Below are 25,711 nucleotides of genomic sequence, written 5' to 3' on the forward strand. Positions count from 1 at the left end.
AGAAAGCAGAGGATCGATTATGATACATAAAAAGAAATCAAAAGCAATTCTTCAAAAAGTCGGAATCATTTTCATAAGTAGTATGGCAGGCATTCTAGTGGCTTGTTCCAATGAAACGGTAAAGGAAGAGGAGAATGCTCCGGGTCAATCGAATTCAAGTGTAGTAGAAGAAGCTGTACCAAATGCTACGGAAACAAAAAAAGAAGAGGTACAAGAAGAGGTACAGGAAGATGTACTTCTTACTCATGAAGAATTTATCAAACGTTGGAATCAGATTACGGAAGAAAATGGCCAAACAAACTATCATTTAAACGGTGAAATTGAAACCCTTGATAGTGATGAAGAAGTCTTAGAAATGGGGTTCATCTCAATTTCAGATTCTTATCTCGTTCTAGCAAATCCTGAAACGGGTGCAATTCAAAAAGTCTCCCTTAATCTATCTTATCCAATAGACGAAGATCCAAATAGTCCGCATATTCATGATGTAACAAAAATTCTTATGCAAGTACTGCAGCCAACATTGACAGAGGTTGACCTTAAATTCAACTTAAGTGAGCTAGGAGTCAGCACAAATGACTATTCAAGGGAAGAAGTAACCCTAGTTGAAAATGGTGTGACTTACACAATTAATAACGGGGACGATCGTTTTTGGTTAGATGCGATTGTTGAAGAAAATTAAAATTTAGAATAAGGAGTCAGACCCAGTTGTGATCGAGGTCTGACTCCCTTTTACCTTGTAAAATGTAGCGATAGTGGTACCTTTCCTTTTGGGTTCTTCTCCCACCATTTTCAAGGTCAATGTTTCTATTTATTTGTAAATCTAAAATGATATCGACTCCTGAATTTTGAATGAATTGTTTACTTCAACAATTCATTGATCACACTAGTAGGAAGAGCTTTTTCACCACCAACGATGATATATCCTTCAGCAAGATCAGCGTATTTTTTAACAGTCGCTTTCGTTGATGGATAAGGTTTTTTAGGATCTGTTAAGATGACACCATTATAATATCCTGCTGCTAAAGCTGATGCAGATAACGCATCAGGGAAGTCCTGTCCTGTTGCGATAAATGGATAATCCATATCTAGAATGCCCTCATCAGCAAAGTAAGTAATAATTTCGCTGTTCGTTTCATATCGGTCTTTACCACTAAGTCTCTCTGGATTAGGCAATTGCGTCATCACATTGTTAGAAATTACTCCCTCTCCTCCAACAACAAGAGAACCTGAAACTGAATCTAGTGAATCAACATATTCTGCAACTGATTTCGGAAGTCCTTCTTTATTTGTTAATAGAATTGGTGCTTCTAATTGTGCAGCAACTGGCGCAATCGAAAGAGCGTCTGGAAAGCTTTGACCTGCTGCAACAACAATCCCTTCAGATGGACCTACTTCCTTTGCAATATTGACCGAAGTTTCATAGCGATCCGCACCCTTGATTCTAGTAATATCGGTAATTCCTAATTCTTTCAGTTGGTTTTCAACATTAGCTGAAATAGCAACAGCTCCGCCAATAAGAAACACTTTACTTACCTCTAAGTCAACTAATTCTCCTTTTACACTATCCGACAATGATTTCGTTCCTGTTAACAACAAAGGCGCATCGTATTTATATGCTAATGGCGTAGCACTAAGAGCATCAGGAAAATCTTGGCCAGTAGCGATTACTGCAACGTCTGATGTTTCCCAGCCTTCATAAGATATATTTGCTGATGTTTCATATCGATCCACCCCTGAAATTCGATATGTAGGTGGTCCTTCTGCTGCAAAAGCTTGTCCGAATGGCAGGCTAAGCGTTAATAATAATGATAGAGCAATTGATTTTTTCATATTATCCTCCTAAGTTGTTTATCTTAAGCTATTAATTATACATGCTCGTTGGTTTCATTGTTTAGGTATTCCTTCGACATTTTCTAACAATAGCTTTAGGACGTACCTGATCATCACTTTCATAGTATGGTATCGGTATGTTGACCTAATCATAGAAATCGAAATATTAACTAATAAAGTGCCCATCCATTAGGTGAATGAACACTCCCCTTATGGACAGGCACTTTTACTTTTTTTGATATTTACCCCTTATTTGCGTTTTCGGTTGAAGGGTGATTCTTTATCTTCCGAAAAAAAATCATTCCTATCAGGGTCATCCTCATCAATCCCATCTTCATCATCGAAGTCATCCTCAGCGAAAATATCTTCAAACGTGACATCATCAAAATCGAGCTCATCTTGTTCCATGTACTCGCGGAAATGATCCAGTTCATCTTCTAAACCATTTTCAAGCTGGCGATAGGCCTTAGATAAAGAACCTACACTGACACGGTGAAGCTCAGCGATATCTCCTTGTGTATAAAATTCAAGGAAAGAGATGTTTCGATCAATAAAGTAGTGCAAGGCTGCCGCATAGATTTCCGGCTTGCGAAAAACTGGTTTTTCCTTTGTACAGAACTTATACCAAAACATCACCCCTAAATCCTGAAATTGCTTTGGTAGATCCTCTTCCTCAACATGTTGGCGGTATAAATCAGCAACTTCTTCATACTTAGGGTTATCCCATTCTAGTTGTTCGATATTAGACTCCTCACCTAATTCAGCACCAAATATGGCGAGGATGAGACCTGGGAAAACACTTCTCATAAAGTCCTTTCCATTCTCAAGATCAGCTTCCGCAAAGCCTTGGCGGATTTCCGAAACCAATCCAGGGGTTTCATTTGCCTCAAAATCGAGGTACATCGTGAAGTACATTTCATAATTTCCATAAGGAAGGAGCAATCCTAAAAGCGATCCCCCTTCTTCAATCATCTCATCCTTTTCAAGCAGTTTAACCGTTTTCTTTTCATTTGAAAACACATCTTCAATCTCCAAATGAAGATCATCGATTATCTTCGTGACAATAGAATAAGATGGAGCCGTATCCACCCAAGACTCTAGTTGCTTCATTGTCGAAGTACGCAATTTATTTTCTTTCTTTTTCAGATTGATAAATTGCTCCATTATTGTCTGTTTTCCATCATATTGAACGGTAAAGATCACCCACATTATCAGATATACTACGAGGATTTCCTCTTCGTCATCATCTAAATACTCATCATCTAAAAATTCATCTACCAGATCATCGATAAATTCATCATGCTGATAGGTAGCAAAGTCCAATAACTCAAACTGAAGTCTATTTAATTCAAAATCACGAATATTGTCTAATGAAACTACGTTATTTTTCATGCAACATTTCTTATATTTTTCCCCACTGCCACACATGCAGAGGTCGTTTCTACTAATACTCATGATTTCACCGCTTTCTGTTGATATATTGCTAGTTTAACTTATTTTGATGCGGGAGTGAAGTCGGGTTCAGGGCCTTCTTTTTCTTAATAGAAAGTTCCATTTTGTAAAATAGTGACTGTCCCTAACTCCAAAAAACGCAAGCACCTAAGGCGCTCGCGTTTTTATGCTGTATATATTTTCTTTATTTGAGCGATTAGATCCGCTAATAATTCGGTGGTTGTGATGTTCATTGTTGTTTCGCCTTTATCATGGGCGTGTAACAGAATTTGCAGCAGCTCTTCCTGTTTCAGCTGAATTTCCTTCATATTTTACAAATCCCTTTCTTTTTTTACAATATCAGACAATTTAGATTCATTATACTTGCGCGTAGACATCAGCGCAAGCAAAAAAATACTAGATGAATTTCATAGACTACTGAAACTACGAATCAATTACTATTAATATTTTCATATTCTGAACATGAAAATAAATCATACGGATTTACACTGAAAAAATGGACAGTGAAAATCCCCTCTTTGTAACACGAATAAACAATTCGAAAGTAGCTTAGTTTTTGTGTCCAGCGCAAGCGTCCTAGCCCCTCTTGAATTGAAGGTAAAAACACCTTCTATTCAAAGAGCGTCTTATTTACCCGAGGCTGATCAAGGCGCTTGCGCTTTTCTTAGTCCCCTGTGTAATATTTTACAAAACCTTTTTGATCGAATCGTAATAAGTTATAATAGAAGAATTAGGGTTTTCCCACATTAACTGAATGTACGCAGCGCACATTTTTAGCAAGATATCGCAGGAGTTTGCGGCGGGAAAAACGTCCAGTCATAGTCCGATAAGTTCAACTAGCCATCATGGAATCAACCTGATGGAAGTTTTGCTTGTTTATCGAAAGGGGTTCAAAGTATATGCTTGGTCGGGAACTTAGTAAAGAACTTGTACTTGGTGCCGGTGAACAAATTAAACAATTGCTTCCTCACAAGAATGAGGATGATCGGAATTTAATAAAAAAAGGACTTATCTTATATCGACAAGGCAGTATTTATAATGTAAGCACAACGAGTCATACTGTTTCGGCAAAGGTACATGATATCACTGGTGTGCAGGTTGAACTCGATTTAGATGATTTTGTGATGAGTACTTGTACGTGTCCTCAAGCTGATATATGCAGGCACCGCATTGCTACTTTCCTTTATGTATATGCAAGTGTTGACCGAGTTGGTACTTTTGTCGACCTTTGGAAAGAAGAAAAACCAGTTGATGACGTGCTAAAATCGGTTCGTAAGGCGAGCTCGTTCTTAAAGCCTGACAAGGATTATGAGGATTCATCATTAGCAAGCTGGATCGCGTTTTTTGATCGTGAGTATGATGAGTGGTATGAAAACCTTGTTTCAACAAATCAGCTATATCAAAGTCTTTTTCATCACTATTATCAAACACTTAAGAAAAAGGCACCTAAGTCACCTGAGATGAGGCAATTTTTTATTGTGCAAGCATCTGTGACTGTATTATTAAAAATCTTGCAGCTCCTTAATGAGACGAAGCCATCAGATTATCTGTTACAGCATATTGTTTATCCATTTGTTGATCAGCTGATTGACAATGTCGGAGCAGCCATCCGTGAGATGAAGCGCTATGCCTTACCGTTTGCGCTTGATCCGCTTTTGGTTGACAGTATTGAACGTTTTCGGGAGCTTTTATATACAAGCAAGTATTATCAATATGAACGAAACAATCTTTATCAATTGCTTTGGATTGAACTATTGCGACGTGATAAGTTTATCTCGATTGAACGAGAATGGCTTGAAGATCATCTTGAACAAGAGCTTGAAGCTGGTTCACCTTCTGCCGTGGAATTTGAAACGGCGTTAATGCATATGGATTTCTTACAGTCACGTGATGAGCAAATTTTTACTAAGATGCGTAAGCTAACACCAACTGCATTGCCGTTCATGTTTACTTGGGTTGAGGACATTTTGAACAAGAAAAATTGGAAACGGCTTTCGAGTTGGGTTTCCTATCTGATGGCGCATTCCCCAGAATATATTAATAGTCCATTACCATATGAGGAAAGGCGGCAAACGATCCGCTATTTGATGCAATTTTTAAAACAGTACGGGGACGCCACAAAGGATGAACAGCTATTTGAAAAAGCTTGTCAAACCATGCTTCCATTTAGCTATGCGGAGTATCATGATCATCTGCTCATGAAAGAGAATTATAAAACGTGGATTGAGCTTCAAGTCTTATTAGGGTTTTCCTTGGATGAAATGGACTCTTATGTATTGAAGGACATTGAGAAACGTGAGCCTGGAGCTCTTTTACCTCTTTATGTCAAAACGGTTCAGGAAGAGATTGGCATGAAAACACGTGAAAATTATAAAATGGCTGTCCGCTATTTAAAGCGAATTAAAGCCCAGTATAAAAAACTGAAACGCGAAGAAGTGTGGGAGAATTACCTCGGGCATCTCACAGAGGAGCATAAGCGTCTCCGTGCCTTTAAAGAAGAATTAAAGAAAGGGAAGCTGATTCATGATTAATACGGTCAACATTGTCGTTCATGCAGAGCAAATTGAGGATCATCATTTTTATGTGTATTGTACATCCGAACATGATGATTCCCCTTTAGAAGTTGCTGAATTTACCCGCTACCTTTTCACATGGCATGAATCCTCCTTTTTCGGCACAAATCTAGAGGAGATTCCATCATTCGCAGTACCTGCTGTGCGGCTTACTCCATGGATGATGGTTGAACTGCTTGGGAAGGAAACATATAACTCGCTGGCATCGATCACCTTATCAGAGGAGACACTGAAGCTCGCAGATGAGGCACAGATCATCTATGAACTTATTTCGAATGGACAATATGTACCAGATTTTGAAGGCTGGAAGCATGGTGTGACACGCTTTAAAGATTCCACTAATTCGCTCGAGGGCTTTGCGTTAGATTGGTTCTCTGCCGCCCTTACCGACTTGATTAAACATGATCGGGTTCTCCATGATGCGTGGGCAGATATTGTGAATGCCTACCCTGTCTTAGACACATTCATGGGACATTTCATCGATGAAACGGATTTCCTTGAAAAAATCGGTTGGCAACTAGATGCAACGCCATTTTCTATTGGCTTGCGGTTAAATGAGCCAGATGTAGATGGCGATGACTGGCAACTTGAAATCCTCCTTCGCAGCAAGACGAACGAAGAGGAGCTTATCCATTTTCAAGGTGAAGGAGAACTACCGAAAAAGTGGCATCCATATCTTAATAAAATTGAACGCGAGCAAGAGCGCTTTTCAAAAGTTGTCCCTTGGTTAAGCTTTCAAACTGGAACAACATTTGTTACTGAAGATGAAGCTTGGCTCTTTTTAACCGATGCAAGTGAGACGCTTATTAATATGGGTGTCGAAATTTTACTCCCTTCTTGGTGGCAGGTCGTCAAGGAATCACAGCTTATGTTGAAGGCTAAGGTTTCGTCAACTCCACGCGGGCAATCCTTTGTCGGCATGAATTCCCTTATTGACTTTAACTGGCGCTTTGCAACGAATGGTGTGGAAATGAGTGAGGAAGAGTTTTTAGAGCTTGTGTCACAGCAGCGTCGTTTGGTTCACTTTAAAGGCCAATGGATTAAGCTTGATCCCGCTTTTATTAAGCAGGTCCAAGCGATTTTGAAAAAGGCTGATCGTGAAGGCTTGCATCTGTCAGATATTTTACAACAGGAGCTGAATGCAAAGGATATTGATGCAGATGACGAAGACCTGCTTGATACGCGGGCGTTCGCGAATATTCAGATTGAGCTTTCACAGCAAATGAAAAGTATGCTACGTAAGCTGACAGACACGAGCGAGCTGCCGACACATGAGATTCCGAAAGAGTTTCTTGGCACACTGCGTCCATATCAACAAAACGGTGTCGATTGGCTATTATTTTTACGAAGTGTTTCCTTTGGTGCCTGCCTGGCTGATGATATGGGATTAGGGAAAACGATTCAAATGATTGCCTATTTTTCGTATGTCAAGAGTACGGAACAACTTGAACAGCCGGCGTTAATCATTGCCCCAACATCTGTCCTCGGAAACTGGCAGAAGGAATTTGAGAAATTTGCCCCCCATCTGCGTGTAAAGCTTCATTATGGTGGGAATCGAGCGAAGGGTGAGAATTTCACAGAAGCGATTAAGGATGCTGATATCGTCTTAACATCCTACGGCTTGTCACATGCTGATGATGAGGAAATTTCGGCAATTACTTGGAGCACAATTTGTCTTGATGAGGCGCAAAATATTAAAAACGCCCATACGAAGCAATCGCGCGCCATTCGTAAGCTGCATGGTCAGCATCATATCGCGTTAACAGGTACACCGATGGAAAACCGTTTGACAGAGCTATGGTCGATTTATGATTTCCTTAATCGAGGTTATTTAGGTAGCTTGCATAGCTTCCATAAGCGCTATGTCTTACCGATTGAAAAGGAGCGTAATCTCGCACAGATTGAGCAATTGCAGCGTTATATTAAGCCGTTTTTATTAAGACGAACGAAGCGTGATGAAATGGTTGCCTTAAACCTTCCTGAAAAGCAGGAGCAAAAGGAATATGTCCCACTGTCAATCGAGCAGGCCTCACTTTATGAACAGCTTGTGAAAGATACGTTTGACCAAGTAACAGCACTTGCCGGAATGCAGCGCAAGGCATTAATTTTAAAAATGCTCGGCAAACTTAAGCAAATTTGCAATCATCCGGCCTTATATTTAAAAGAGCAACAACCGAAACAGCTTGTCACACGTTCACATAAAATAGAAAAGCTCGTTGAGTTAGCAACAAATATTCGCGAGCAACAAGAAAGCTGTCTCATTTTCACGCAATACATCGGAATGGGTGAAATGATGAAAAGCTTGCTCGAAAAGGAATTCGATGAAAAGGTATTGTTTTTAAATGGAAGTGTCATGAAGTCAGAGCGTGATCGCATGGTTGAGTCCTTCCAAAATAAAGAATACCCATTCTTAATTCTTTCATTAAAGGCTGGTGGCACAGGGTTAAATTTAACGGCCGCTAACCACGTCATCCATTTTGACCGCTGGTGGAATCCAGCTGTTGAAAACCAAGCAACTGACAGGGCATATCGAATCGGCCAAGACCGCTTTGTTCATGTCCATAAACTCATTACCACTGGTACAATTGAAGAAAAGATTGATGAAATGCTCGAAAAAAAGCAGTCACTAAACGACGAAATCATCCAAAGCGAAAATTGGATCACCGAGCTTTCATCTGACGAACTTGAAAAGCTCTTTACCTTGTCGATTTGAGGATGGGAAGAGGGTGCGAGCAAGCGGTGAATTGTAGCTTCTTTGTATTCTTAATTCTTTAAAAAGGAGTCGTGTGATGGCAGTTAAGCAGAAGAAGTCGAAAAAAAATGTAGAACAAAAAGCCCCACAATGGGAAAAACTCGTAAAGCTAATTGAAAAGAAGGTTCAGAAGTAGAGCGACAGTTTCATGACTGTCGTTTTTTTGCCTTTATACCACTCTTCGTCAAAAAAATTGGCTAGTTACTCGAGGGAAAGTAGTAACCAGCCTTATCATTTGGGGAAGTTTCGGGGCTACCATTGATTTCCTCTCATGGAGAAAAAGATGGATATTGATTAACTCTCTTGCTCGACTAATTCACGTGGTTTTCCACCCATAAAGCGGATGGAATCAGCGATAACTTCAGTGACGTAAACACGGTTTCGTTCAGCATTTTCATAGTTACGGGTTTGGATTCTGCCGGTGACTCCGACGATTGATCCTTTTCGACAATAATTCGCGGTATTTTCTGCCGCTCGTCGCCACACTGTGCATTGCACGAAATCAGTGTCTATTTCTCCAGCGGCATTACGAAATTGACGGCTAACTGCAAGCGTGATGTTCGCAACAGGTGCCCCATCGGATGTATAGCGAATTTCTGGATCCTTCGTTAACCTGCCTACTAAAATAACTTGATTGATCACTTCGTTCCTCCTCTCTTTCCATGTACAAGCGTATTGTAATCGATAGATGAAAGTTGGAAAAATGAGTGAATCGTTGTTTTGCTTTTTTAGATTGCTCGTAAATTGTTTTTTTCTACCTTGTATTTTTCCTATTTAAAAGGTAGTCGATGCTTTATTTAACAAGATTCAACAATTTTCAACCTTTTTTCTAGCTAGTGTATCGGTTGATGTTTGTCGAGAATTTACGATGTAAGAAAAATGATTTTTTCCAGTGAAGTTTATACCTTGAAGTATCATTTGAAAGGAGAGCGATTGTAGCATTCCATTCTCTAAAGGTGCCTCTATGTAGTGCTGTTCAATCTCATTCCAGATGAAATATTGGATTGCCATTTTTTTCTGATCTAATTGGAAGATGAATCGTAAAAGGCCTCAAGTTTGCAACAACTTTTATCCTTTAAAACGAAGCAACGCAAGCTAATTGAAGATACATTAATTACACTTATTGACAATTCATCAAAAACGTCTGAATAGCGATGACTTTCTTTAAAAAGTCCTTTATATGGTACAATGAAATGAGACTTATCTTTAGGGCTTAGAGTTACCTGCTTATGTGGGATTAAGAGAAAAATGAGCTGACGAGGTGATGATGATGAGAACGTTCAAGCTTGTCGGCTTAAAAATTGAACAAGAAGCCGAGAACGAGAAAACGATGAAAGAGATCCCCTTAGAGGATGGGTTAGTCATTAACTTGGAAGATGGCGAAAACTCCTGGTTAATTGAGGTATTAATTTCGAAAGATTTGCACGCTTTTTTTGAACATTTATCAGAAGCTAAGTCGAAGTTTAGAATTTTTGTCACGATTTCTAAAAAAGGCAATGCACCTGCTCAGATTATCGCAAAGGTTAAAACACTTACATCACTCGATCACTACCTCTCGATTTTACTAGAAGGAAAACTCATTACCTCAAGACCAATCCATAATCCAGAGGAATTGCTTCGTTCCTTAATGGGACAAGGTTTATCAGGAGATACTCTTTTGAAGGCCTTTTCGGAGAGTGTCCATCAGCGAAAGGAAACGACGAAATATTAATTCTTTTTCAGGGCGGCACAATATTTTCCTTGTGGGGCCCTATTTTTGCATACTACGGATAAGGCGAAACGGTATTACTTATTACTAGGGGTTAGGGGTTAAAAACTCGGAACGATGTACCGCTCCGAGTTTTCAGGCTAAAATATTTTTTTCCGATCACGTTCTTCTTTTAAAATTTCAACCGCTTCTCTAAATCGTTGCGAATGAATAATTTCACGTTCTCTTAAAAATGCTAGACTATCATTTAGATCAGGGTCATCTGATACATTAATAATCCATTGATATGTAGCTCTTGCCTTTTCTTCCGCTGCGATATCCTCATATAGGTCGGCAATTGGGTCACCTTTCGCTTGAATATAAGTGGCGGTAAACGGAACACCACCTGCATTTTCGTAATACAGGGCAGAATCATGGTTTACATAATGCGGCGCAAGCCCAGCTGCTTTCAATTGCTCAGGGGTGGCGTCCTTCGTTAGTTTATAGATCATTGTTGCGATCATTTCAAGATGGGCAAACTCCTCTGTTCCGATATCATTTAATAAACCGACTACCTTATCTGGGATTGTATAACGCTGGTTTAAATAACGTAATGCTGCAGCCAATTCACCGTCTGCGCCACCGTATTGCTCAACTAAATATTTCGCAAGGGTTGGATTACACGTACTAACTCTTACTGGATATTGAAGTTTTTTTTCGTATACCCACATGTTTTGATCTTCTCCTTTCGTAGTAAGAGGATCGGATACGATACCGATCCTCTCCTTACACTTGCCATGGCCAAGGTGCCGTTCCCCAACTCCAATTTGCATCGGCAAAGCTACCGCCAAATTGCTGCAGCATCCCAAATTTTGCTTCAAATGATTGCTTAAGCTGCTTGCTTTTCAACGTAAATTGATTGAATTGCTGAAGTGCTTGGAGATCATTTGGGTGAGTATCTAAATAAAGCGTCAGCTCAACAAGGACAAAATCAACCTCTTGGATTTCGAGAAGTAACCGGTAATATTCATCAGGCAATTGCTGCGTGCTCACGATTTACTCCTCCCTTTTTCCTTTATAAGGATTCACATATGGATCATACAACGCCGGCCAAAGTGTCCCCTTCCTCAAGGCAACCTGAGGCGAGAACTGCTCAAGATTCGGCGGTTGAAATCCCATATATAGATGTGGTGGCGTTGAGTAATACTTCACTCCAATCGGTCGACAAGGATCAAAACGGCTATGAAACGGTCGATAGGATTTCATGTTAGTGAACGCGACTTTTTGCTCATGAGGAACATTCATATCTTTCACCCTTCTTACACCTCTTTCTCATGTGAAAAAAATGGGCTTCGACACTCAATGAATTATCCCACTTTTAACGACACTTCTATTTTTTAAAAAGGATTCTTATTGTCTTTTCCTTGCTCTATTGTCATCATATTCAATGTGGCATCCTACTTATGAGTGATTTATTGGAAAAGGTTTATTTTTGTTGGGTGGTTGGCTATTTGTGGGATTTTACCTTTGAGGGCGTGGGGGATTTTTGATTGGATTACTTCCAATCTTAATCAAAGGCTGTTTTCGCAGACTTTGTTGCTATTGTCATTTAGAGTGCGACCAACAGTGACCGGTTCGTCTCCATATTTCAGGAATTAGGTAACTAACTCCAATAAAGTTACCCGCTCAGGCTCCAAAATTCAGAAAACGGGCACGTAAACCCAATAAAGTTGTCCGCTCAGGCCCCAAAATTCAGAAAACGGGCACGTAAACCCAATAAAGTTGCCCGCTCAGGCTCCAAAATTCAGAAAACGGGCACGTAAACCCAATAAAGTTACCCGCTCAGGCTCCAAAATTCAGAAAACGGGCACGTAACTCCAATAAAGTTGCCCGCTCAGGCCCCAAAATTCAGAAAACGGGCACGTAAACCCAATAAAGTTGCCCGCTCAGGCCTTAAAATTCAGAAAACGGGCACGTAAACCCAATAAAGTTGCCCGCTTTTGCTCTTTTTCCTTGATTCGGGCTTCTACCCATCCAAAAACAACAATCATTTAGAAAACAGCCTAATTAAAACAAGGCCAACCAACAGGTTAGCCTTGTCTGTCTTTATTATTCTGTTTTATCAGCTTGTTCATTTACGTTGGATTCTTCTACAGTTTCATTTGTGTTATCTGTTTCTGCTTCTTCTCCCACTTTATCTTCTGTTGGGTTATCTACCGCGTCTTCTTCATTTACTGTGTTTTCTTCTTTTTGCTGCTCATGATTTGAATGATCTTCTTCTGGGGCGGGGTCTGGGTCGTCTGCACAGCCTGTTAGAAGCATCGTTGTGAGTAGTGCGCCTGTTATTAGTAAAAACCATTTATTGCTCATGATGATTGCTCCTTTCGTTCTTAGAATTGCGATTATCTTTTGTTAGATTGCCCAGGCGATGTTTCATTCATGCGCCTTTTTTGAAAGGTTTCATCTTCTTTCCATCAGACAAAAAAAGACAAATCGCCAGTAGTTGGTCAATTTGTCTCTTTTGAAAGGATAAGAAAGTATAAATTTTTTGACTTAGTTTTCATGTCCAGCGCAAGCGTCCGTCCCCGAAACACAGGACGTGCAAGTGCAGTCAAGGCGATTAACGTCGCGTTCTTGACTGCCTCTTGGGTCTAAGCCTGAGGCTGAACAAGGCGCTTGAGCTTTTCTTGCTTATGCGTCTTCTTTTTTCTCACCTAGTGCAAACATGATTTCTGTTTCACAGGCAATTTCTCCATCTACTGTTGCGATTGCTTTTCCTTTACCGAGCGATCCTCTTAAACGGGTAATTTCAACTTCAAGGCGCAGTTGGTCACCTGGTTGAACTTGTTTTTTGAAGCGGCAATTATCGATTCCAGCGAAGAAAGCTAGGCGCCCGCGGTTTTCTTCTTTTTTGAGGATGGCAACTGCACCGACTTGTGCTAGTGCTTCGACAATTAGAACACCTGGCATCACTGGATAGTCTGGGAAATGACCGTTAAAAAAGTCTTCATTTGCTGACACATTTTTTATCCCAACGGCACGTTTTCCTTCTTCAACCTCTAGTACGCGGTCCACTAACAAAAATGGGTAGCGGTGTGGAATGATTTCTTTTATTTGTTGGATATCTAACATATGTATAACTCCTTATTTTGAATTTACTTACGTATACGACAAAAGGAAGGTATTCACCTTCCTTATCAAAGTATAATCTTCTGTTTATTCCTTTTCAACTAAATCAATAATATGCTGCCAAGTTGATTTATTCAGTACATCCTCAGGATTCCCTTTGCCGATGACACCATAGCCGATTACCAATCCGGCAAGAGCACTAGCAGCCATAAAGATTAGGACGAGTAGGATTCTCACCCAGATCGGAATAAGACGGATACGGATTCCCTTTATCTTACTTTGCACCTTTTCCTCTTGTTCTTTCTTTGGTTTTTTCGTTTTCTTTATTTCTTCACGGGTGGCCATTTTCGCAGATTCTTTTGCAACCAATAGTCAAAACTCCTATCTTACACCGTTTATTAATCCCATCATTTGGTCACCCATCGAGATCGACTTGGCATTCATCTGATAGGAACGCTGTGAGATTAGTAAATCGGTCATTTCCTTTGCTAAATCAACATTGGACATTTCGAGTGCACCTTGCTGTAGCGAAACTTCGCCACGTAATGCTCCCTCTAAGTAGATAAGTACATCTGTGAGTTGATTATTTCCTAAATCTTTTAATCCATAACGATTATTGCCGTTTTGAACAAGTAATTGTGGGCGGTCGATTTGCACAACGCCTAATCCAAAAACTTGTGGTAAATCTCCGTCATTTGTTGGGACTGCTGTGATTGTCCCGTCTTTTGAAATAACTAATTCTTTAAAAGTATCATCAAAAACGATCGGATTTTGATTTTCATCGAGAACTTGTCTGCCTTCAGCTGTCGTGAGCATGAGCCGGTTTGTCCCATCAATGGTTGGTGAAAGGTAAAGAGCACCATCTCTTGTAAATTGGGTTTCGCCATCGACATCAATTTGTAAAAACTGCTTTGGATCGGTAAAGGCAAGATCAAGTGCCCTGCCTGTTTGTTTCAGTCCACCTTGCGTAAAGACGAGACTGCTTCCAAGCTTTGCACCTGTTCCTTGTCTAATCCCTAGCGCTCCGATACGCTCTGTGTCCAGAGGCTCATCCGTGTGATTGTTAATTTGCTGGCGTATTAGCTCTATAAAGGTTGTTTCTGTTCGTTTGTAGCCTTGTGTATCGATATTCGCTAAATTGCTGCCAATTGTATCAAGTTGTTTTTGCAGCTGGCCCATTGTATTCGTCGCTGTAATCATCGAGCGTAACATTTGCTGTCCCCCCTCTTATCGTAAGCGGCCAATTTCGTTCACGGCCTTATCCATGCTTTTGTCATATGCTTGTAAAACCTTTTGATTTGCTTCAAAAGAACGATAAGCTGTCATCATTTCTACATAGGTTTTTCCCACATCAACAGTCGAATTTTCAAGATAATTTTGTTTTAAACTATATTGAACTGCCCCATTTCCTAGTGCAGTTGGCAGTGCACTGTTATCAGCTGTGCGATAGAAGCCATTCCCTTCGTTTGCAAGATTACGGATATCATCTGCAAAGCGAACATCAATTTGTGCAACGAACTCACCATCTGCAAAAATATCACCGTCTGCAGAAATTTGATAATTGCTTGATTGAATCGAGATTGGTTGACCTGTTGTTGATAGGACCTGATTGCCATTCGAACCCAATGTACCATTTTCATCGAGGGTAAAATGGCCATTTCGTGTGTACCGCTCTTCTCCAGCTTGGTTTTCCACAGCAAAGAGAAGCACACCCTTCTGATTTGTTACTGGGTGAATAGGAACATTTTGCTCGATTAGTGCAACATCACTCATTAAACCAGTTTCACGGAGCTCACCTTGGTTGTTTTGGCTATTAAGCTCTTGTAAATAAACGCCCGTATGAAAAGAGCCAACGGCAGTTGACTTCGTATCCATTCTATTCAACAGCATTTCTGGAAATGCGCGAACTGATGCTTGGTCTGCTTTGTAGCCCGGTGTATTGGCGTTTGCCATATTATTTGAGAGCATTTCCGTACGCCTTTGCTGCGCGATCATCCCTGCTGTAGCCGTATATAAACCTTTTAACATGTGTTTAGCCACCTTCCCCATGTCTTTCCCGTACATTCTGAATTCTTTCGACAGAATTCCCTACCATTTATTATAAAGGAGGACGATTGTTTTCTCATTACATTTTTTTAGGAAATGGTTGCTAGACTTTTAGGGGGATTCAGGATGGGATTGTTATTTGTCTCACCTGTATATAAAAAAAAGAACCTGAATTCAGGCTCTTCAAATTTATCAAAGGAATTTTTCCTTTTTTCTACTCCTCATTTTCCGTATCAATGAATTTATCTAACATTGTGATTGTATCAACTAGGTGATTATTAAAAATTTGACGAGCAACACTGAGCAGCTCAATAATCATTGGATCTCTTAAGGAATAGATCACCCGATTACCATCTTTAGTACCTGTCACAATATTTTTTGCTCGTAAGACTGTTAAGTGCTGCGATACTGCAGAACCTTCACTTCCTACAAGATTTTGAATTTCATTTACATTTTTGTCTCCATCGGCTAAAAGCTCAAGAATTTTTATTCTAAGTGGATGAGCAAGAGCTTTAAAAAATTCCGCTTTAAACCGTTGCATTTCTAAATTCAATATATTCCCTCTCTCTCTAGATACAATTAAGATGTCGTGACTATTCTCTCTTTTTCTTTCACATTCTCATGTGCACCTGAAAGGACTGTACATTCCCTAAAGGCAAAATGCTTACAGCCGAGGCACTTATCCCTTTTTAGATGTTGAAGGGCAAAATTGATTGCATCTCCAGTATGTTCAAAAAAATGCTCTTTTCCTATATAACCATATAAACCGGTCTTTTTTAACATACTTTTTGGCTGCGGCCTAATACCAGATATCATCACAACCCCATACTTTGAAAAATCCTTTACGATCCTTGATAAATAAGCTTCGCCAGTTGTATCCATAAAAGGAACCTTCGCCAATCTTAAAAGTAAAACCCTTGGTTTGTAGTTGAGCCTATTCATGATTGACTGCTCAAACTCCCCGGCAGCCCCAAAAAATAAAGGACCTTCTACATTATAAATACTAATTTGAGGACAGTCATGATCATCTCTTACCATCTGAGACTCTACCTTTTCATGTTTATTGTCGGGATTAGGTAGTGCCTTTGCTGTTACTATCATATCACTCATTCGTTTTGTAAATAACACTACGGCTAATAAAAGTCCTACTTCAACAGCAATCGTAAGGTTAACAAAAACCGTTAATAAAAACGTGACAACTAAAACAAATGAATCTTCTGTTTTCGTTTTTAACACATGATAAAACACATGTCTTTCACTCATATTCCAAGCAACTACCATGAGGATAGGAGCCATACTCGCTAATGGAATACTTGAAGCATAAGGGGAAAATAAGACTAATATGACCAAAACAACAATTCCGTGTATCATCCCAGAAAGTGGAGAGACCGCCCCGTTTTTGATATTGGTAGCTGTTCTAGCTATCGCTCCTGTAGCGGGAATTCCACCAAATAAAGGCGTAATCATATTGGCAATACCTTGCCCCAGCAGTTCGCGATTACTATTATGCTTAGTATTTGTCATACCATCAGCAACCACTGCCGATAATAACGATTCAATCCCCCCAAGTGCCGCAATCACAAAAGCTGGCCCAATTAAGGTTTGGATGTGTTCAAATGTCATTTCTAGGACCTTAAATTGAGGTAAAGCACTTGAAATCTCACCAAATGTTGAGCCTATTGTAGCAATTTGCTGAGGATAAAATAGGCTGGCTACCACTGTCGAAAGAACTAACCCTATTAGAGGGCTAGGAATCTTCGGAAAAAATTTTGGCATGAATAAAACAGTACCAAGGCATATTCCAGCTGTTAAAACACTATAAAGATTAATCGTATGAATATGCATGATAATTTCTTTCATATTACGATAAAAGGTTTCATGTTTTTCTACCCCTGTAAGGCCTAAAAAATTTGCAATCTGACCGACAAAGATAATAACCGCTATTCCAGATGTAAAGCCTATCGTTACTGGTCTTGGAATAAATTTAATCAATGAGCCAAGTCGAAAGACTCCCATTAAAAATAGTATAATACCTGCAAAAAAACCGGCAATTAATAAGTTTTCATACCCATATGTCATGACAATTCCAAATAAAATGGGAATAAATGCTCCTGTAGGTCCACCAATTTGATACTTCGATCCACCGAACAACGAAATTAAAAAGCCAGCAATGATAGTAGTATAAATGCCATACTCCGGCTTGACTCCAGAAGCAATTGCAAACGCCATCCCGAGAGGAATAGCAATAACACCAACAACTACACCAGACAATAGATCCTTTTGAAAGCTTTGTAAGGAATACCCACTAAATCTCCCAGAAAACAACCAGTACCGTTGCATAATCAACCCTTCTTCGTTATATTTTGTAATATAAGAATATCTGATTATTTGAATATACTATAATATAAATGTATAATCTTTCCTTAATAATGTCAAAAGAAAAGTAGTTAATTTCTTAGGGGCAATAATAAATGACGGATGGAGCGAGTAAGTTGAGTATAGAAATAAGGAAAGAAGATATTATCCAGCATGGATTGAAGGTACTTCAATCAGTTGGGTCCCATCATATTTGTAAGGTTTGTATAGAAAGTGGGAATTCCTGCTGCATAGGGTGTCAATTTTTAAAGGACGGTATAGGATGCCAAAACAGAAATACAAGCTGTACTGCATGGTTATGCGGTTTACAAAAATTCTTTTTACATGAAATTGGATTGTTGGACGAGTGGGAAAATTTATGGGACCAGGTTCCGGGACAGGGCTTTCGGAAAGATAACAGCCCAGATACTATAAAACTAAAATCATTACTTAATTTGGAACAGCTAGATAGTCAAGTTGGGAAATTGATAGCTGAAAAATTGAAATCATTTGTAAAAGAAGGAGGGAATATAGAAAAATTAGACAGAAAGCTGAGTCTTGATTTTGAGCGTAAGAGAAACAGCTAATGTTTATCCATTGTATAATGGATAATATTGAATTAGAGGGGGAACAAGAGCGATGACGATTATCTTAATCACAAGCATAGTAATTGTCTTACTTATTTTATTGCTAAGCGTAAAAACGACATCAAAAGCCTACAATTATAAACATACGATCGATCCAATTGATCATACAGCTGCAAAAGATAGACAAAAAAAGGACACTGAACAAAAGTAGATTAGGACAAGATTCTAAACGACAAAAAAATCCTGCATATCAATACAGGACTTTACTTAATCTTTGTTTTACATCTATATTCTATAAAATCAAACGAATTTTTTGCGTGGAAGACGGTCCATATTGTCTAACATAATTCCTGTTCCAATTGCAACACAATCCATTGGTGCTTCAGCAATTAAGACAGGTACCTTTAGTTCTTCTGCTAAAAGCTGGTCTAATCCGTTCAAAAGGGCTCCGCCGCCAGTTAGGATAACGCCACGATCAATAATGTCTGCAGAAAGCTCTGGAGGGGTGCGTTCTAACACACTTTTAGCGGCTTGTACGATTGCAGCAACTGGTTCACGAAGTGCTGATTCTACTTCTTTTGAGTTCACTGTAATTGTGCGAGGTAGACCAGTCACCATGTCACGTCCACGTATATCTATTTCTTCATAACGTGCGCCTGGGAATACCGTTGCAACATTAATTTTGATATCTTCAGATGTACGTTCACCGATTAAAAGCTTATACTCACGTTTAATGTAATTTAAAATTTCAAGGTCAAACTTGTCCCCTGCCATTTTAAGTGAAGAGGCGGTGACAATATCGCCCATTGATAAAACAGCGACATCTGTTGTTCCACCGCCAATATCAACTACCATATTTCCATAAGGTTGGAAGATGTCCATGCCAGCACCAATCGCTGCTACTTTCGGCTCTTCCTCAAGGTACACATTTTTACCACCGCTTTTTTCAGCAGCTTCTCTGATAGCCTTTTGCTCAACAGATGTAATATTTGTTGGACAGCAAATAAGCATGCGTGGCTTCGAGAGTAATCCTTTTACATTTAGCTTATTAATAAAGTGCTTTAACATCGCTTCTGTTACTTCAAAGTCTGCAATTACGCCATCCTTTAATGGACGCATTGCAACAATATTCCCAGGTGTACGTCCTACCATACGTCTAGCTTCTTCTCCAACGGCAAGAACCTTTCCTGTATTTTTATTTAGCGCAACAACAGAAGGCTCATTTAACACAATGCCTTTTCCCTTAACATGTATCAGTACATTTGCCGTACCTAGGTCGATACCAATATCCCTCGCAAACATTCTATTTAAATCCTCCTTGCAAATCTTCATTCCCAGAATTACTAACCTAATTAAACATTGTATCACAAAATCCAAAAAATAGTATGATTTTGTAAAATATTTTTGTGGGAATTTGTCGAAATTTGGAGAATTAAATAGATATTTATTTTACTGGTTGCTCTTCTAGCAATTCATCCTTCTTGTATTTGAGCTTTGTCGCTTCTCCACCACGTAAATGTCTAATTGATTTATGGTAATCAAGTATCTCCTTTACTTCATTCGCAAGATCAGGATTAATTTCAGGTAGCCTCTCCGTTAAATCTTTATGGACGGTACTTTTGGAAACGCCAAATTCTTTCGCAATTACACGAACGGTTTTCTTTGTCTCCACGATATACTTCCCAATCTTGATTGTGCGTTCTTTGATGTAATCGTGCACACCACTCGACCTCCCTAATATGGATGTGAGAAGTGTGAAATGAGACCCGCATTCCAAGACATTTTTGCTGACTTTCTCTTAGTTGATCGTATGATGTCTCTTTTACAATGATTAGAATATACGCTCACGATCCCTCACCTCATACACTCTCTTTGATAGGTTTGTAACATTTTATTAGCTTGGGTAAAGGAATATGCACGAAAAGTCAAGAGGGACAAGGGTTTCTTCGATTTTTTTTTGAAAATCACTAAAATTTATCTTTATTTATTGTTCTAGAAAGCTTGATTTGTAGGGGGTAACAGCCTATTTCTAGTGAAAAATTATATTCGTGCTGTTTGTGAAAATAATTTGAACAGAGGATGAGATTGTTTCTTTTATGATGTGTGCATTTCTTCCGTTGCTTTCGATTATTTCCCGAGAAATTTGTCGAGGATTGGGGGATGGAATTTTCCATTTTCCCCCTCTATCTATCTGAATTTCCACCACTGTTGTGGATTTATCCTCCATTGCTGGCAGTTTATCAACGCTACACTTTGGTTTTCCTTCATTACTGGACTTTTTTCCGCCATTCGTCTGGATTTCTACCACTTTCACGGATTTACACTACGGATTATCCTACTAGGTACCAAGAGAAGCCTAGAAACCTAGCAAGGAAGCGTTTTAAGACATTCCTAGTATAAAACTATGGACGTTACCCACGCTTTTTCAGGACATAAAAAATCGAGGCTGATCTCATCACTTTTGAGTTCAGCCTCGTATTGGATTTATCCTTACGAATTTATACTATTTGAAGCCTCAGGCTTGTCAGATTGCTCGCTGCCTTCAGAATCTCCCTTTTCAGTTTTACCGTCTTTATCTGATTTTGGAGAATCTTCTTTTGATTCTTCATCTGGCTTAGCGTCTTCTTTTGGTGCTTCAACGTCTTTCTTTGGAGCCTCAGTTTCCTCTTTTGGTGCCTCAGTTTCTTCTTTTGGCGCCTCAATTTCTTGCTTTGGAGCTTCTTTTCTCATTTCATCTTCTTTAGCAGCCTCTTCGATGGATGTTACCGGCTTATCCATATAAGTAAGGGGATTTACAGCTGTACCATTTTGACGAATTTCAAAGTGGACGTGAATGCCATCTTCTTCGTTAAAAAGGTTTTTACCAGCTGTACCGATTAACTCATTTTGCTCGACTTTATCGCCAGCTTGAACATTTACATCTGCTAATGATTGGTAGACTGTCACAAGATCGTTGTCATGATCAATTTCAACGACATAGCCTAAAATTGGATCATTCTTTGCTTTTGTTACTGTACCACTTAGTGATGCTACAACATCAAACTCTTTTTGATCCTCTCTAGCAATATCGATACCTTTGTTCATTCGATACGAATTGTTGTAGAATACTAGTGCTGCTTCTTGCTCTTCAGTTGACGCGTTTGGATCATAAAACTTTTTCACAACGTTTACAGAATCTGGATCTAGAGCAGGGATTGTAAAGTTTTCTTTTGTTGCATTTACTTCCACCGCTTCTTGATCATTTATTGCGTTTTCTCCTTGTTCAGGAGCGTTTAAATTCTCTGCTACATTATTACTAATGTTTTGATACCATAAAACTGCTGTAAGGATAACTGCTGCACTCATTAGGTAGATTGCCGGAAATACCCAACGCTTTCTAAAAAATGCTTGAAATTTTGTATTTGGAGAAGTACGTTTCTTTTCTTCCTCTCTCATTCTATCATCACCTCAGAAATCATTCTGAACAGATTCAACAAAATATATACACGTTCTAAAAAAATTTTTTTAAATTTAGTATGCACGTTGTTTATAATAATATGTATTGCTTCATCATTTTTTTAGAAAGTTATCGCATAAAGGAGATTTTTTGCATGAAAAAGCTATTGATCACGATTCTTCCCTTTCTTTACATGGTGCTTATTTGGATTTTATCAAGCAATCCAGCTGATGCGCTTATAGAGACACCTTTTTCCTTTGATGATCTGATGAAGGAATCTTTACACTTAATTGAATTTGCGATTCTCTATTGGCTGATTGTGTTTGCTTTTATGGCACATAACAAATGGAGTGAGCGAGCAAGCTTATTTGCAGCGATTGTGGCTATCCTTTACGGACTAACGGATGAAATCCATCAATCCTTTGTCCCTGCTCGTTCAGCAACACTCATTGATTTTATAAAGGATACAATTGGGGTAGTTGTTTCTTATCTCATTGCAAAGCGGAGATATTTCCACTAAGAAAAGCGCAAGCGCCTTGTTCAGCCTCGGGCAAATAAGACGCTTTTGAATAGAAGGTGTTCTTTGCCTTCAATTCAAAAGCGGCTTAGACCCAAGAGGGGCTAGGACGCTTACGCTGGACACGAAAACTAAGTCAAAAAGCTTATACTTTCTTATCCCTAAATATAGGCAAACAAATAAAAGGAGCAAACGCTGCCCCTTTTATTTGTTTGCTGTATATTTAGTTAAAAATGGATCTGCATCAGAAATTTCGGCCCCTTTATAATAATAGGAAACAATATCTGTATAGACCTTTCCGTCTGCTGCCATGAAATTCGCACCATATTGACTCATACCGACTCCGTGTCCAAAGCCTTTCGTTTCGATTACGACTGAATCACCCTTTAACTCCCAAGTGAAATCAGATGATTTTAACCCGAGCTTTTCTCTTATCGCTTTTCCTGAAAACTTTTTCCCACCAACCTCAACTGTTGCAACACGCTTTCCTGGTGTGAGCCCCGTAATTTTACCAACAGACCCACTGTTCTTTATGGTGACTCCTAATTTTTTTTCAAATTCCTGAAGCGGAATCACTTCTTTATCATAAAATTTCGGCGATTTTTCATCCCATATGCTTTCCACACTTTTTAAATAGGGTATCGGTTCTTGCCAATAGTCTTCAGAGTTTTCCGTATACCCATTACTTGTTGAAAAGAATAAGGCCTCAATTGGTTGACTGTCATATGTAAGAATCTTTCCTTGTGTGGCGGCAACTGCCTCTGTAATTTTTTTTAATTTCCAGTTATAATCTTTCCCCCATATTTCCTGTAATTCTTTATCGCTTTTATAGACCTGGTGCATTTGTGTATCTGTTACGACAGATCCTTTTGGTGCGCTTAGTGCTTGTTCATTCATCAGTTGCTTCGTGATATATGTTCTTGCAGCTAACGCCTGCGCCTTCAGTGCCTCTGTCTCAAAGTCTGCTGGCATTTCTGAGGCGACTACACCAATTACATACTCCTCTAACGCAATGTTCTCAATTTCCTTTGATTGGCTTCTATATACGGGGACATCGAGGGGTGATTCCCCTAAAACGGGTGCATCTTTTTTAGCTTCAGAAAGCTCTTCACTTAATTTTCCTTTGGATTGATCCATAAAAGGGGCAACTAACAAGGTTGGAATGAGTAGAATAATGAAAAACAATGCTCCAAATGCAATGAGCGCTGGTTTAATTCGGTTCATGTGTAAGTCCTCCATTTAGATTCAGGTTGAATGAAATATCCATAGTTCATCTTATGGGTATGGACAAGCATTTATGACTGAAAATCATCTTGACTTGAAGTTCCTTTACATGAACTTAATTGGCTTTTAGATGCGTTGAATTTAGATTCGTGATCTCTTGGTTAATAGAGGGATATGCGATTTCCTTTCGGGGCTGATGTTACGATTATTTAGAGAAAATCTGGTTCCGTAAAAAGATTTTTTAAAAAGAAAAGCGCAAGCGCCTTGTTCAGCCTCAGGCTTAGACCCAAGAGGCAGTCAAGAACGCGACGTTAATCGCCTTGACTGCACTTGCACGTCCTGTGCTTCGGGGACGGACGCTTACGCTGGACACGAAAACTAAGTCAAAAAATTTATACTTTCTTATCTTTTTTTAAAAAAGAAGCATGAAATAAGATTTCTTACATTACTATGTATAAAGCCCTTCCAATATGGCTATTCTAGTAAAGTCATTCTTTTACATATGGAGAGGGTTCTATCTCTATTTTATCGTTTTTTAAAGAACAAAAGCGAAAGCGCCTTGATTAGCCTCGGGCAAATGAGACTCTCAGGAATAGAAGGTGTTCTTTGCCTTCAATTCTTGAGTGGCTTATGACCCACAGTCAAGAACGCGACGTTAATCGCCTTGACTGCACTTGCACGTCCTGTGCTTCGGGGACGGACGCTTGCGCTGGACAATTCTCCAAACCAAAACTTATAAATTTCTGATAGTACGAAAAAAAGAAGCAGGTCTTCGCTGACGATGACTTCTGCTTCTCTTATGAAGGTTTATAGATCTGATACTGCCGCTTGTTGTTTCGGTTTTGCTGTGATTTCTTCTTTTACCCGTTGAACATCTGCGCCGATTCCCGCAAGTTTATTGTGGAAGCCTACGTAGCCACGGTCTAGATGCTTAAGCTCTGTTACACGTGTATAGCCATCTGCGCATAAACCTGCAAGGATAAGAGCAGCACCTGCTCGTAGATCGGTTGCTGCAACCTCCGCACCTTGTAATTCAACTGGTCCATTGATGATCACTGAACGTCCTTCAATTTTAATATCTCCATTCATGCGACGGAATTCTTCTACATGCATAAAGCGATTTTCGAAAACTGTTTCCGTAATCACACTTGTGCCATCCGCTTGCAATAGTAATGCCATCATTTGCGATTGCATATCTGTTGGAAATCCTGGATGTGGCATTGTTTTGATGTCGATAGGTTTTAGCTTTTTAGGTCCAATAACACGTAGACCATCTTTTTCTTCGATGATTTTAACTCCCATCTCTTCCATTTTTGCTATAAGAGATGTTAAGTGTTCTGGCACAGCACCTTGAACGAGAACGTTCCCTTCAGTAATGGCAGCTGCAACCATAAACGTTCCTGCTTCGATACGGTCAGGAATGATGGTATGTTCTGCTCCTTTTAAGGATTCAACACCTTCAATACGAATTGTACCTGTACCTGCACCGCGAATTTTACCACCCATTGCATTAATGTAATTCGCTAAATCTACAATTTCGGGCTCTTTCGCACAGTTTTCAAGAATAGATGTTCCTTCTGCAAGAGAGGCAGCCATAATAATGTTTTCTGTTGCACCAACGCTTGGGAAATCAAGGTACACTTTCGCACCCTTTAGTCTACCCTTTACTTCTGCATCGATAAAACCATTTCCTACTTTAATTGAAGCACCCATCGCTTCAAAACCTTTTAAGTGTTGATCAATCGGACGAGATCCAATTGCACAGCCACCCGGTAGTGCAACACGTGCTCTACCATTACGTGCTAAAAGTGCGCCCATAACTAAGACAGAGGCACGCATTTTTCTTACATATTCAAATGGTGCTTCAGTTGATAGCTCTTTAGATGCATCTACAATCACTTGATTATTTTCAAAATGGACATCCGCACCTAAATGGCGCAGAACTTCATTAATTGTATACACATCGGAGAGCGTAGGTACATCACTAATTATACTTTTTTCTTTACTTGCTAATAAAGATGCAGCAATCACTGGTAATACGGCATTTTTTGCTCCCTCTACCTTTACAGTGCCGTTTAACTTACGACCGCCGCGGACGATGATTTTTTCCAAATTTTTCCCCT

At 39.4% G+C, this 25,711-nt stretch carries 26 protein-coding genes; 7 read left to right on the forward strand and 19 right to left on the reverse strand.

What is annotated here, in order from left to right:
• Positions 1-19 precede the first annotated feature (19 nt).
• Positions 20-679 (forward strand): hypothetical protein, encoded by a 660-nt coding sequence (locus K9V48_RS02245; RefSeq protein WP_224136532.1) that lies wholly within the window; start codon positions 20-22, stop codon positions 677-679.
• A 179-nt stretch (positions 680-858) separates the two neighbouring features.
• Here K9V48_RS02245 and K9V48_RS02250 read toward each other — a convergent pair whose 3' ends face one another.
• The 3 genes from K9V48_RS02250 to K9V48_RS02260 all read right to left on the reverse strand — a co-directional run bounded on the left by K9V48_RS02250 (position 859) and on the right by K9V48_RS02260 (position 3,590).
• Positions 859-1,830, reverse strand: coding sequence for a cell wall-binding repeat-containing protein (locus tag K9V48_RS02250; RefSeq protein ID WP_224136533.1), 972 nt, complete (start codon positions 1,828-1,830; stop codon positions 859-861).
• A gap of 249 nt (positions 1,831-2,079) precedes the next feature.
• Complete coding sequence (locus K9V48_RS02255) at positions 2,080-3,285, reverse strand: SEC-C domain-containing protein (protein WP_224136535.1); 1,206 nt, start codon at positions 3,283-3,285, stop codon at positions 2,080-2,082.
• Positions 3,286-3,446: 161 nt separating this feature from the next.
• A complete protein-coding gene (locus K9V48_RS02260; protein ID WP_224136537.1) occupies positions 3,447-3,590 on the reverse strand; it encodes a YwzD family small protein in 144 nt (47 codons plus the stop codon).
• A gap of 591 nt (positions 3,591-4,181) precedes the next feature.
• Between K9V48_RS02260 and K9V48_RS02265 the strand changes: the two genes are divergently transcribed.
• Both K9V48_RS02265 and K9V48_RS02270 read left to right on the forward strand, forming a co-directional pair.
• Positions 4,182-5,813, forward strand: coding sequence for an SWIM zinc finger family protein (locus K9V48_RS02265; protein ID WP_224136539.1), 1,632 nt, complete (start codon positions 4,182-4,184; stop codon positions 5,811-5,813).
• Positions 5,806-8,568, forward strand: coding sequence for a DEAD/DEAH box helicase (locus K9V48_RS02270; RefSeq protein ID WP_224136541.1), 2,763 nt, complete (start codon positions 5,806-5,808; stop codon positions 8,566-8,568). Before K9V48_RS02265 ends, K9V48_RS02270 begins: the two co-directional genes overlap by 8 nt.
• Positions 8,569-8,901: 333 nt before the next feature.
• Here the strand turns inward: K9V48_RS02270 and K9V48_RS02275 are convergent, their stop codons facing one another.
• Positions 8,902-9,249 carry a single-stranded DNA-binding protein gene (locus K9V48_RS02275; protein WP_224136543.1) on the reverse strand — a complete coding sequence of 116 codons (348 nt, stop codon included), beginning with the start codon at positions 9,247-9,249 and terminating at the stop codon, positions 8,902-8,904.
• Between the two features lie 628 nt (positions 9,250-9,877).
• Between K9V48_RS02275 and K9V48_RS02280 the strand changes: the two genes are divergently transcribed.
• Positions 9,878-10,318, forward strand: coding sequence for a YwpF family protein (locus K9V48_RS02280; RefSeq protein ID WP_224136545.1), 441 nt, complete (start codon positions 9,878-9,880; stop codon positions 10,316-10,318).
• A 137-nt stretch (positions 10,319-10,455) separates the two neighbouring features.
• Here the strand turns inward: K9V48_RS02280 and K9V48_RS02285 are convergent, their stop codons facing one another.
• The 10 genes from K9V48_RS02285 to K9V48_RS02330 form a co-directional block, all read right to left on the reverse strand.
• Entirely contained in the window at positions 10,456-11,025 is a 570-nt protein-coding gene (locus K9V48_RS02285) for a manganese catalase family protein (RefSeq protein ID WP_224136665.1), read from the reverse strand.
• 55 nt (positions 11,026-11,080) lie between these two features.
• Positions 11,081-11,347, reverse strand: a complete 267-nt coding sequence (locus K9V48_RS02290) for a spore coat protein CotJB (protein ID WP_224136547.1) — start codon at positions 11,345-11,347, stop codon at positions 11,081-11,083.
• A gap of 3 nt (positions 11,348-11,350) precedes the next feature.
• The gene (locus K9V48_RS02295) at positions 11,351-11,599 is read right to left on the reverse strand and encodes a spore coat associated protein CotJA (RefSeq protein ID WP_224136667.1); all 249 of its coding nucleotides are present in this window, start codon (positions 11,597-11,599) and stop codon (positions 11,351-11,353) included.
• 804 nt (positions 11,600-12,403) lie between these two features.
• A complete protein-coding gene (locus K9V48_RS02300; protein WP_224136549.1) occupies positions 12,404-12,664 on the reverse strand; it encodes a hypothetical protein in 261 nt (86 codons plus the stop codon).
• A 321-nt stretch (positions 12,665-12,985) separates the two neighbouring features.
• Positions 12,986-13,426: a 3-hydroxyacyl-ACP dehydratase FabZ gene (gene fabZ, locus K9V48_RS02305; RefSeq protein WP_224136551.1), complete on the reverse strand. Its 441-nt coding sequence runs from the start codon at positions 13,424-13,426 to the stop codon at positions 12,986-12,988.
• Positions 13,427-13,510: 84 nt separating this feature from the next.
• Positions 13,511-13,792 (reverse strand): DNA-directed RNA polymerase subunit beta, encoded by a 282-nt coding sequence (locus tag K9V48_RS02310; protein ID WP_224136553.1) that lies wholly within the window; start codon positions 13,790-13,792, stop codon positions 13,511-13,513.
• Positions 13,793-13,804: 12 nt separating this feature from the next.
• Positions 13,805-14,635: a flagellar hook-basal body protein gene (locus tag K9V48_RS02315; protein ID WP_224136555.1), complete on the reverse strand. Its 831-nt coding sequence runs from the start codon at positions 14,633-14,635 to the stop codon at positions 13,805-13,807.
• Positions 14,636-14,650: 15 nt separating this feature from the next.
• Positions 14,651-15,451, reverse strand: a complete 801-nt coding sequence (locus K9V48_RS02320) for a flagellar hook-basal body protein (RefSeq protein ID WP_224136557.1) — start codon at positions 15,449-15,451, stop codon at positions 14,651-14,653.
• 232 nt (positions 15,452-15,683) lie between these two features.
• Complete coding sequence (locus K9V48_RS02325; RefSeq protein WP_224136559.1) at positions 15,684-16,022, reverse strand: ArsR/SmtB family transcription factor; 339 nt, start codon at positions 16,020-16,022, stop codon at positions 15,684-15,686.
• A 26-nt stretch (positions 16,023-16,048) separates the two neighbouring features.
• Positions 16,049-17,809, reverse strand: coding sequence for a SulP family inorganic anion transporter (locus tag K9V48_RS02330; RefSeq protein ID WP_224136561.1), 1,761 nt, complete (start codon positions 17,807-17,809; stop codon positions 16,049-16,051).
• A 152-nt stretch (positions 17,810-17,961) separates the two neighbouring features.
• Here K9V48_RS02330 and K9V48_RS02335 point away from each other — a divergent pair, with 152 nt between their 5' ends.
• Complete coding sequence (locus tag K9V48_RS02335) at positions 17,962-18,411, forward strand: DNA mismatch repair protein (protein WP_224136563.1); 450 nt, start codon at positions 17,962-17,964, stop codon at positions 18,409-18,411.
• Between the two features lie 52 nt (positions 18,412-18,463).
• Entirely contained in the window at positions 18,464-18,622 is a 159-nt protein-coding gene (gene ytzI / locus K9V48_RS02340; protein ID WP_224136565.1) for a YtzI protein, read from the forward strand.
• 89 nt (positions 18,623-18,711) lie between these two features.
• Here the strand turns inward: ytzI and K9V48_RS02345 are convergent, their stop codons facing one another.
• The 3 genes from K9V48_RS02345 to spoIIQ all read right to left on the reverse strand — a co-directional run bounded on the left by K9V48_RS02345 (position 18,712) and on the right by spoIIQ (position 21,846).
• Positions 18,712-19,713, reverse strand: a complete 1,002-nt coding sequence (locus K9V48_RS02345) for a rod shape-determining protein (protein WP_224136567.1) — start codon at positions 19,711-19,713, stop codon at positions 18,712-18,714.
• A 142-nt stretch (positions 19,714-19,855) separates the two neighbouring features.
• A complete protein-coding gene (spoIIID, locus tag K9V48_RS02350) occupies positions 19,856-20,131 on the reverse strand; it encodes a sporulation transcriptional regulator SpoIIID (protein WP_111616055.1) in 276 nt (91 codons plus the stop codon).
• Between the two features lie 770 nt (positions 20,132-20,901).
• On the reverse strand, positions 20,902-21,846 hold the full coding sequence (gene spoIIQ / locus K9V48_RS02355; RefSeq protein WP_224136569.1) for a stage II sporulation protein SpoIIQ: 945 nt from the start codon (positions 21,844-21,846) through the stop codon (positions 20,902-20,904).
• Positions 21,847-21,947: 101 nt separating this feature from the next.
• Between spoIIQ and K9V48_RS02360 the strand changes: the two genes are divergently transcribed.
• The gene (locus K9V48_RS02360) at positions 21,948-22,367 is read left to right on the forward strand and encodes a VanZ family protein (RefSeq protein ID WP_224136571.1); all 420 of its coding nucleotides are present in this window, start codon (positions 21,948-21,950) and stop codon (positions 22,365-22,367) included.
• Between the two features lie 201 nt (positions 22,368-22,568).
• Here K9V48_RS02360 and spoIID read toward each other — a convergent pair whose 3' ends face one another.
• Together spoIID and murA are read right to left on the reverse strand one after the other, a co-directional pair.
• Positions 22,569-23,579 (reverse strand): stage II sporulation protein D, encoded by a 1,011-nt coding sequence (gene spoIID, locus K9V48_RS02365; RefSeq protein WP_438803859.1) that lies wholly within the window; start codon positions 23,577-23,579, stop codon positions 22,569-22,571.
• A gap of 816 nt (positions 23,580-24,395) precedes the next feature.
• On the reverse strand, positions 24,396-25,700 hold the full coding sequence (murA, locus tag K9V48_RS02370; protein WP_224136581.1) for a UDP-N-acetylglucosamine 1-carboxyvinyltransferase: 1,305 nt from the start codon (positions 25,698-25,700) through the stop codon (positions 24,396-24,398).
• Positions 25,701-25,711 lie beyond the last annotated feature (11 nt).

It is taken from the genome of Metabacillus rhizolycopersici (assembly GCF_020075705.1).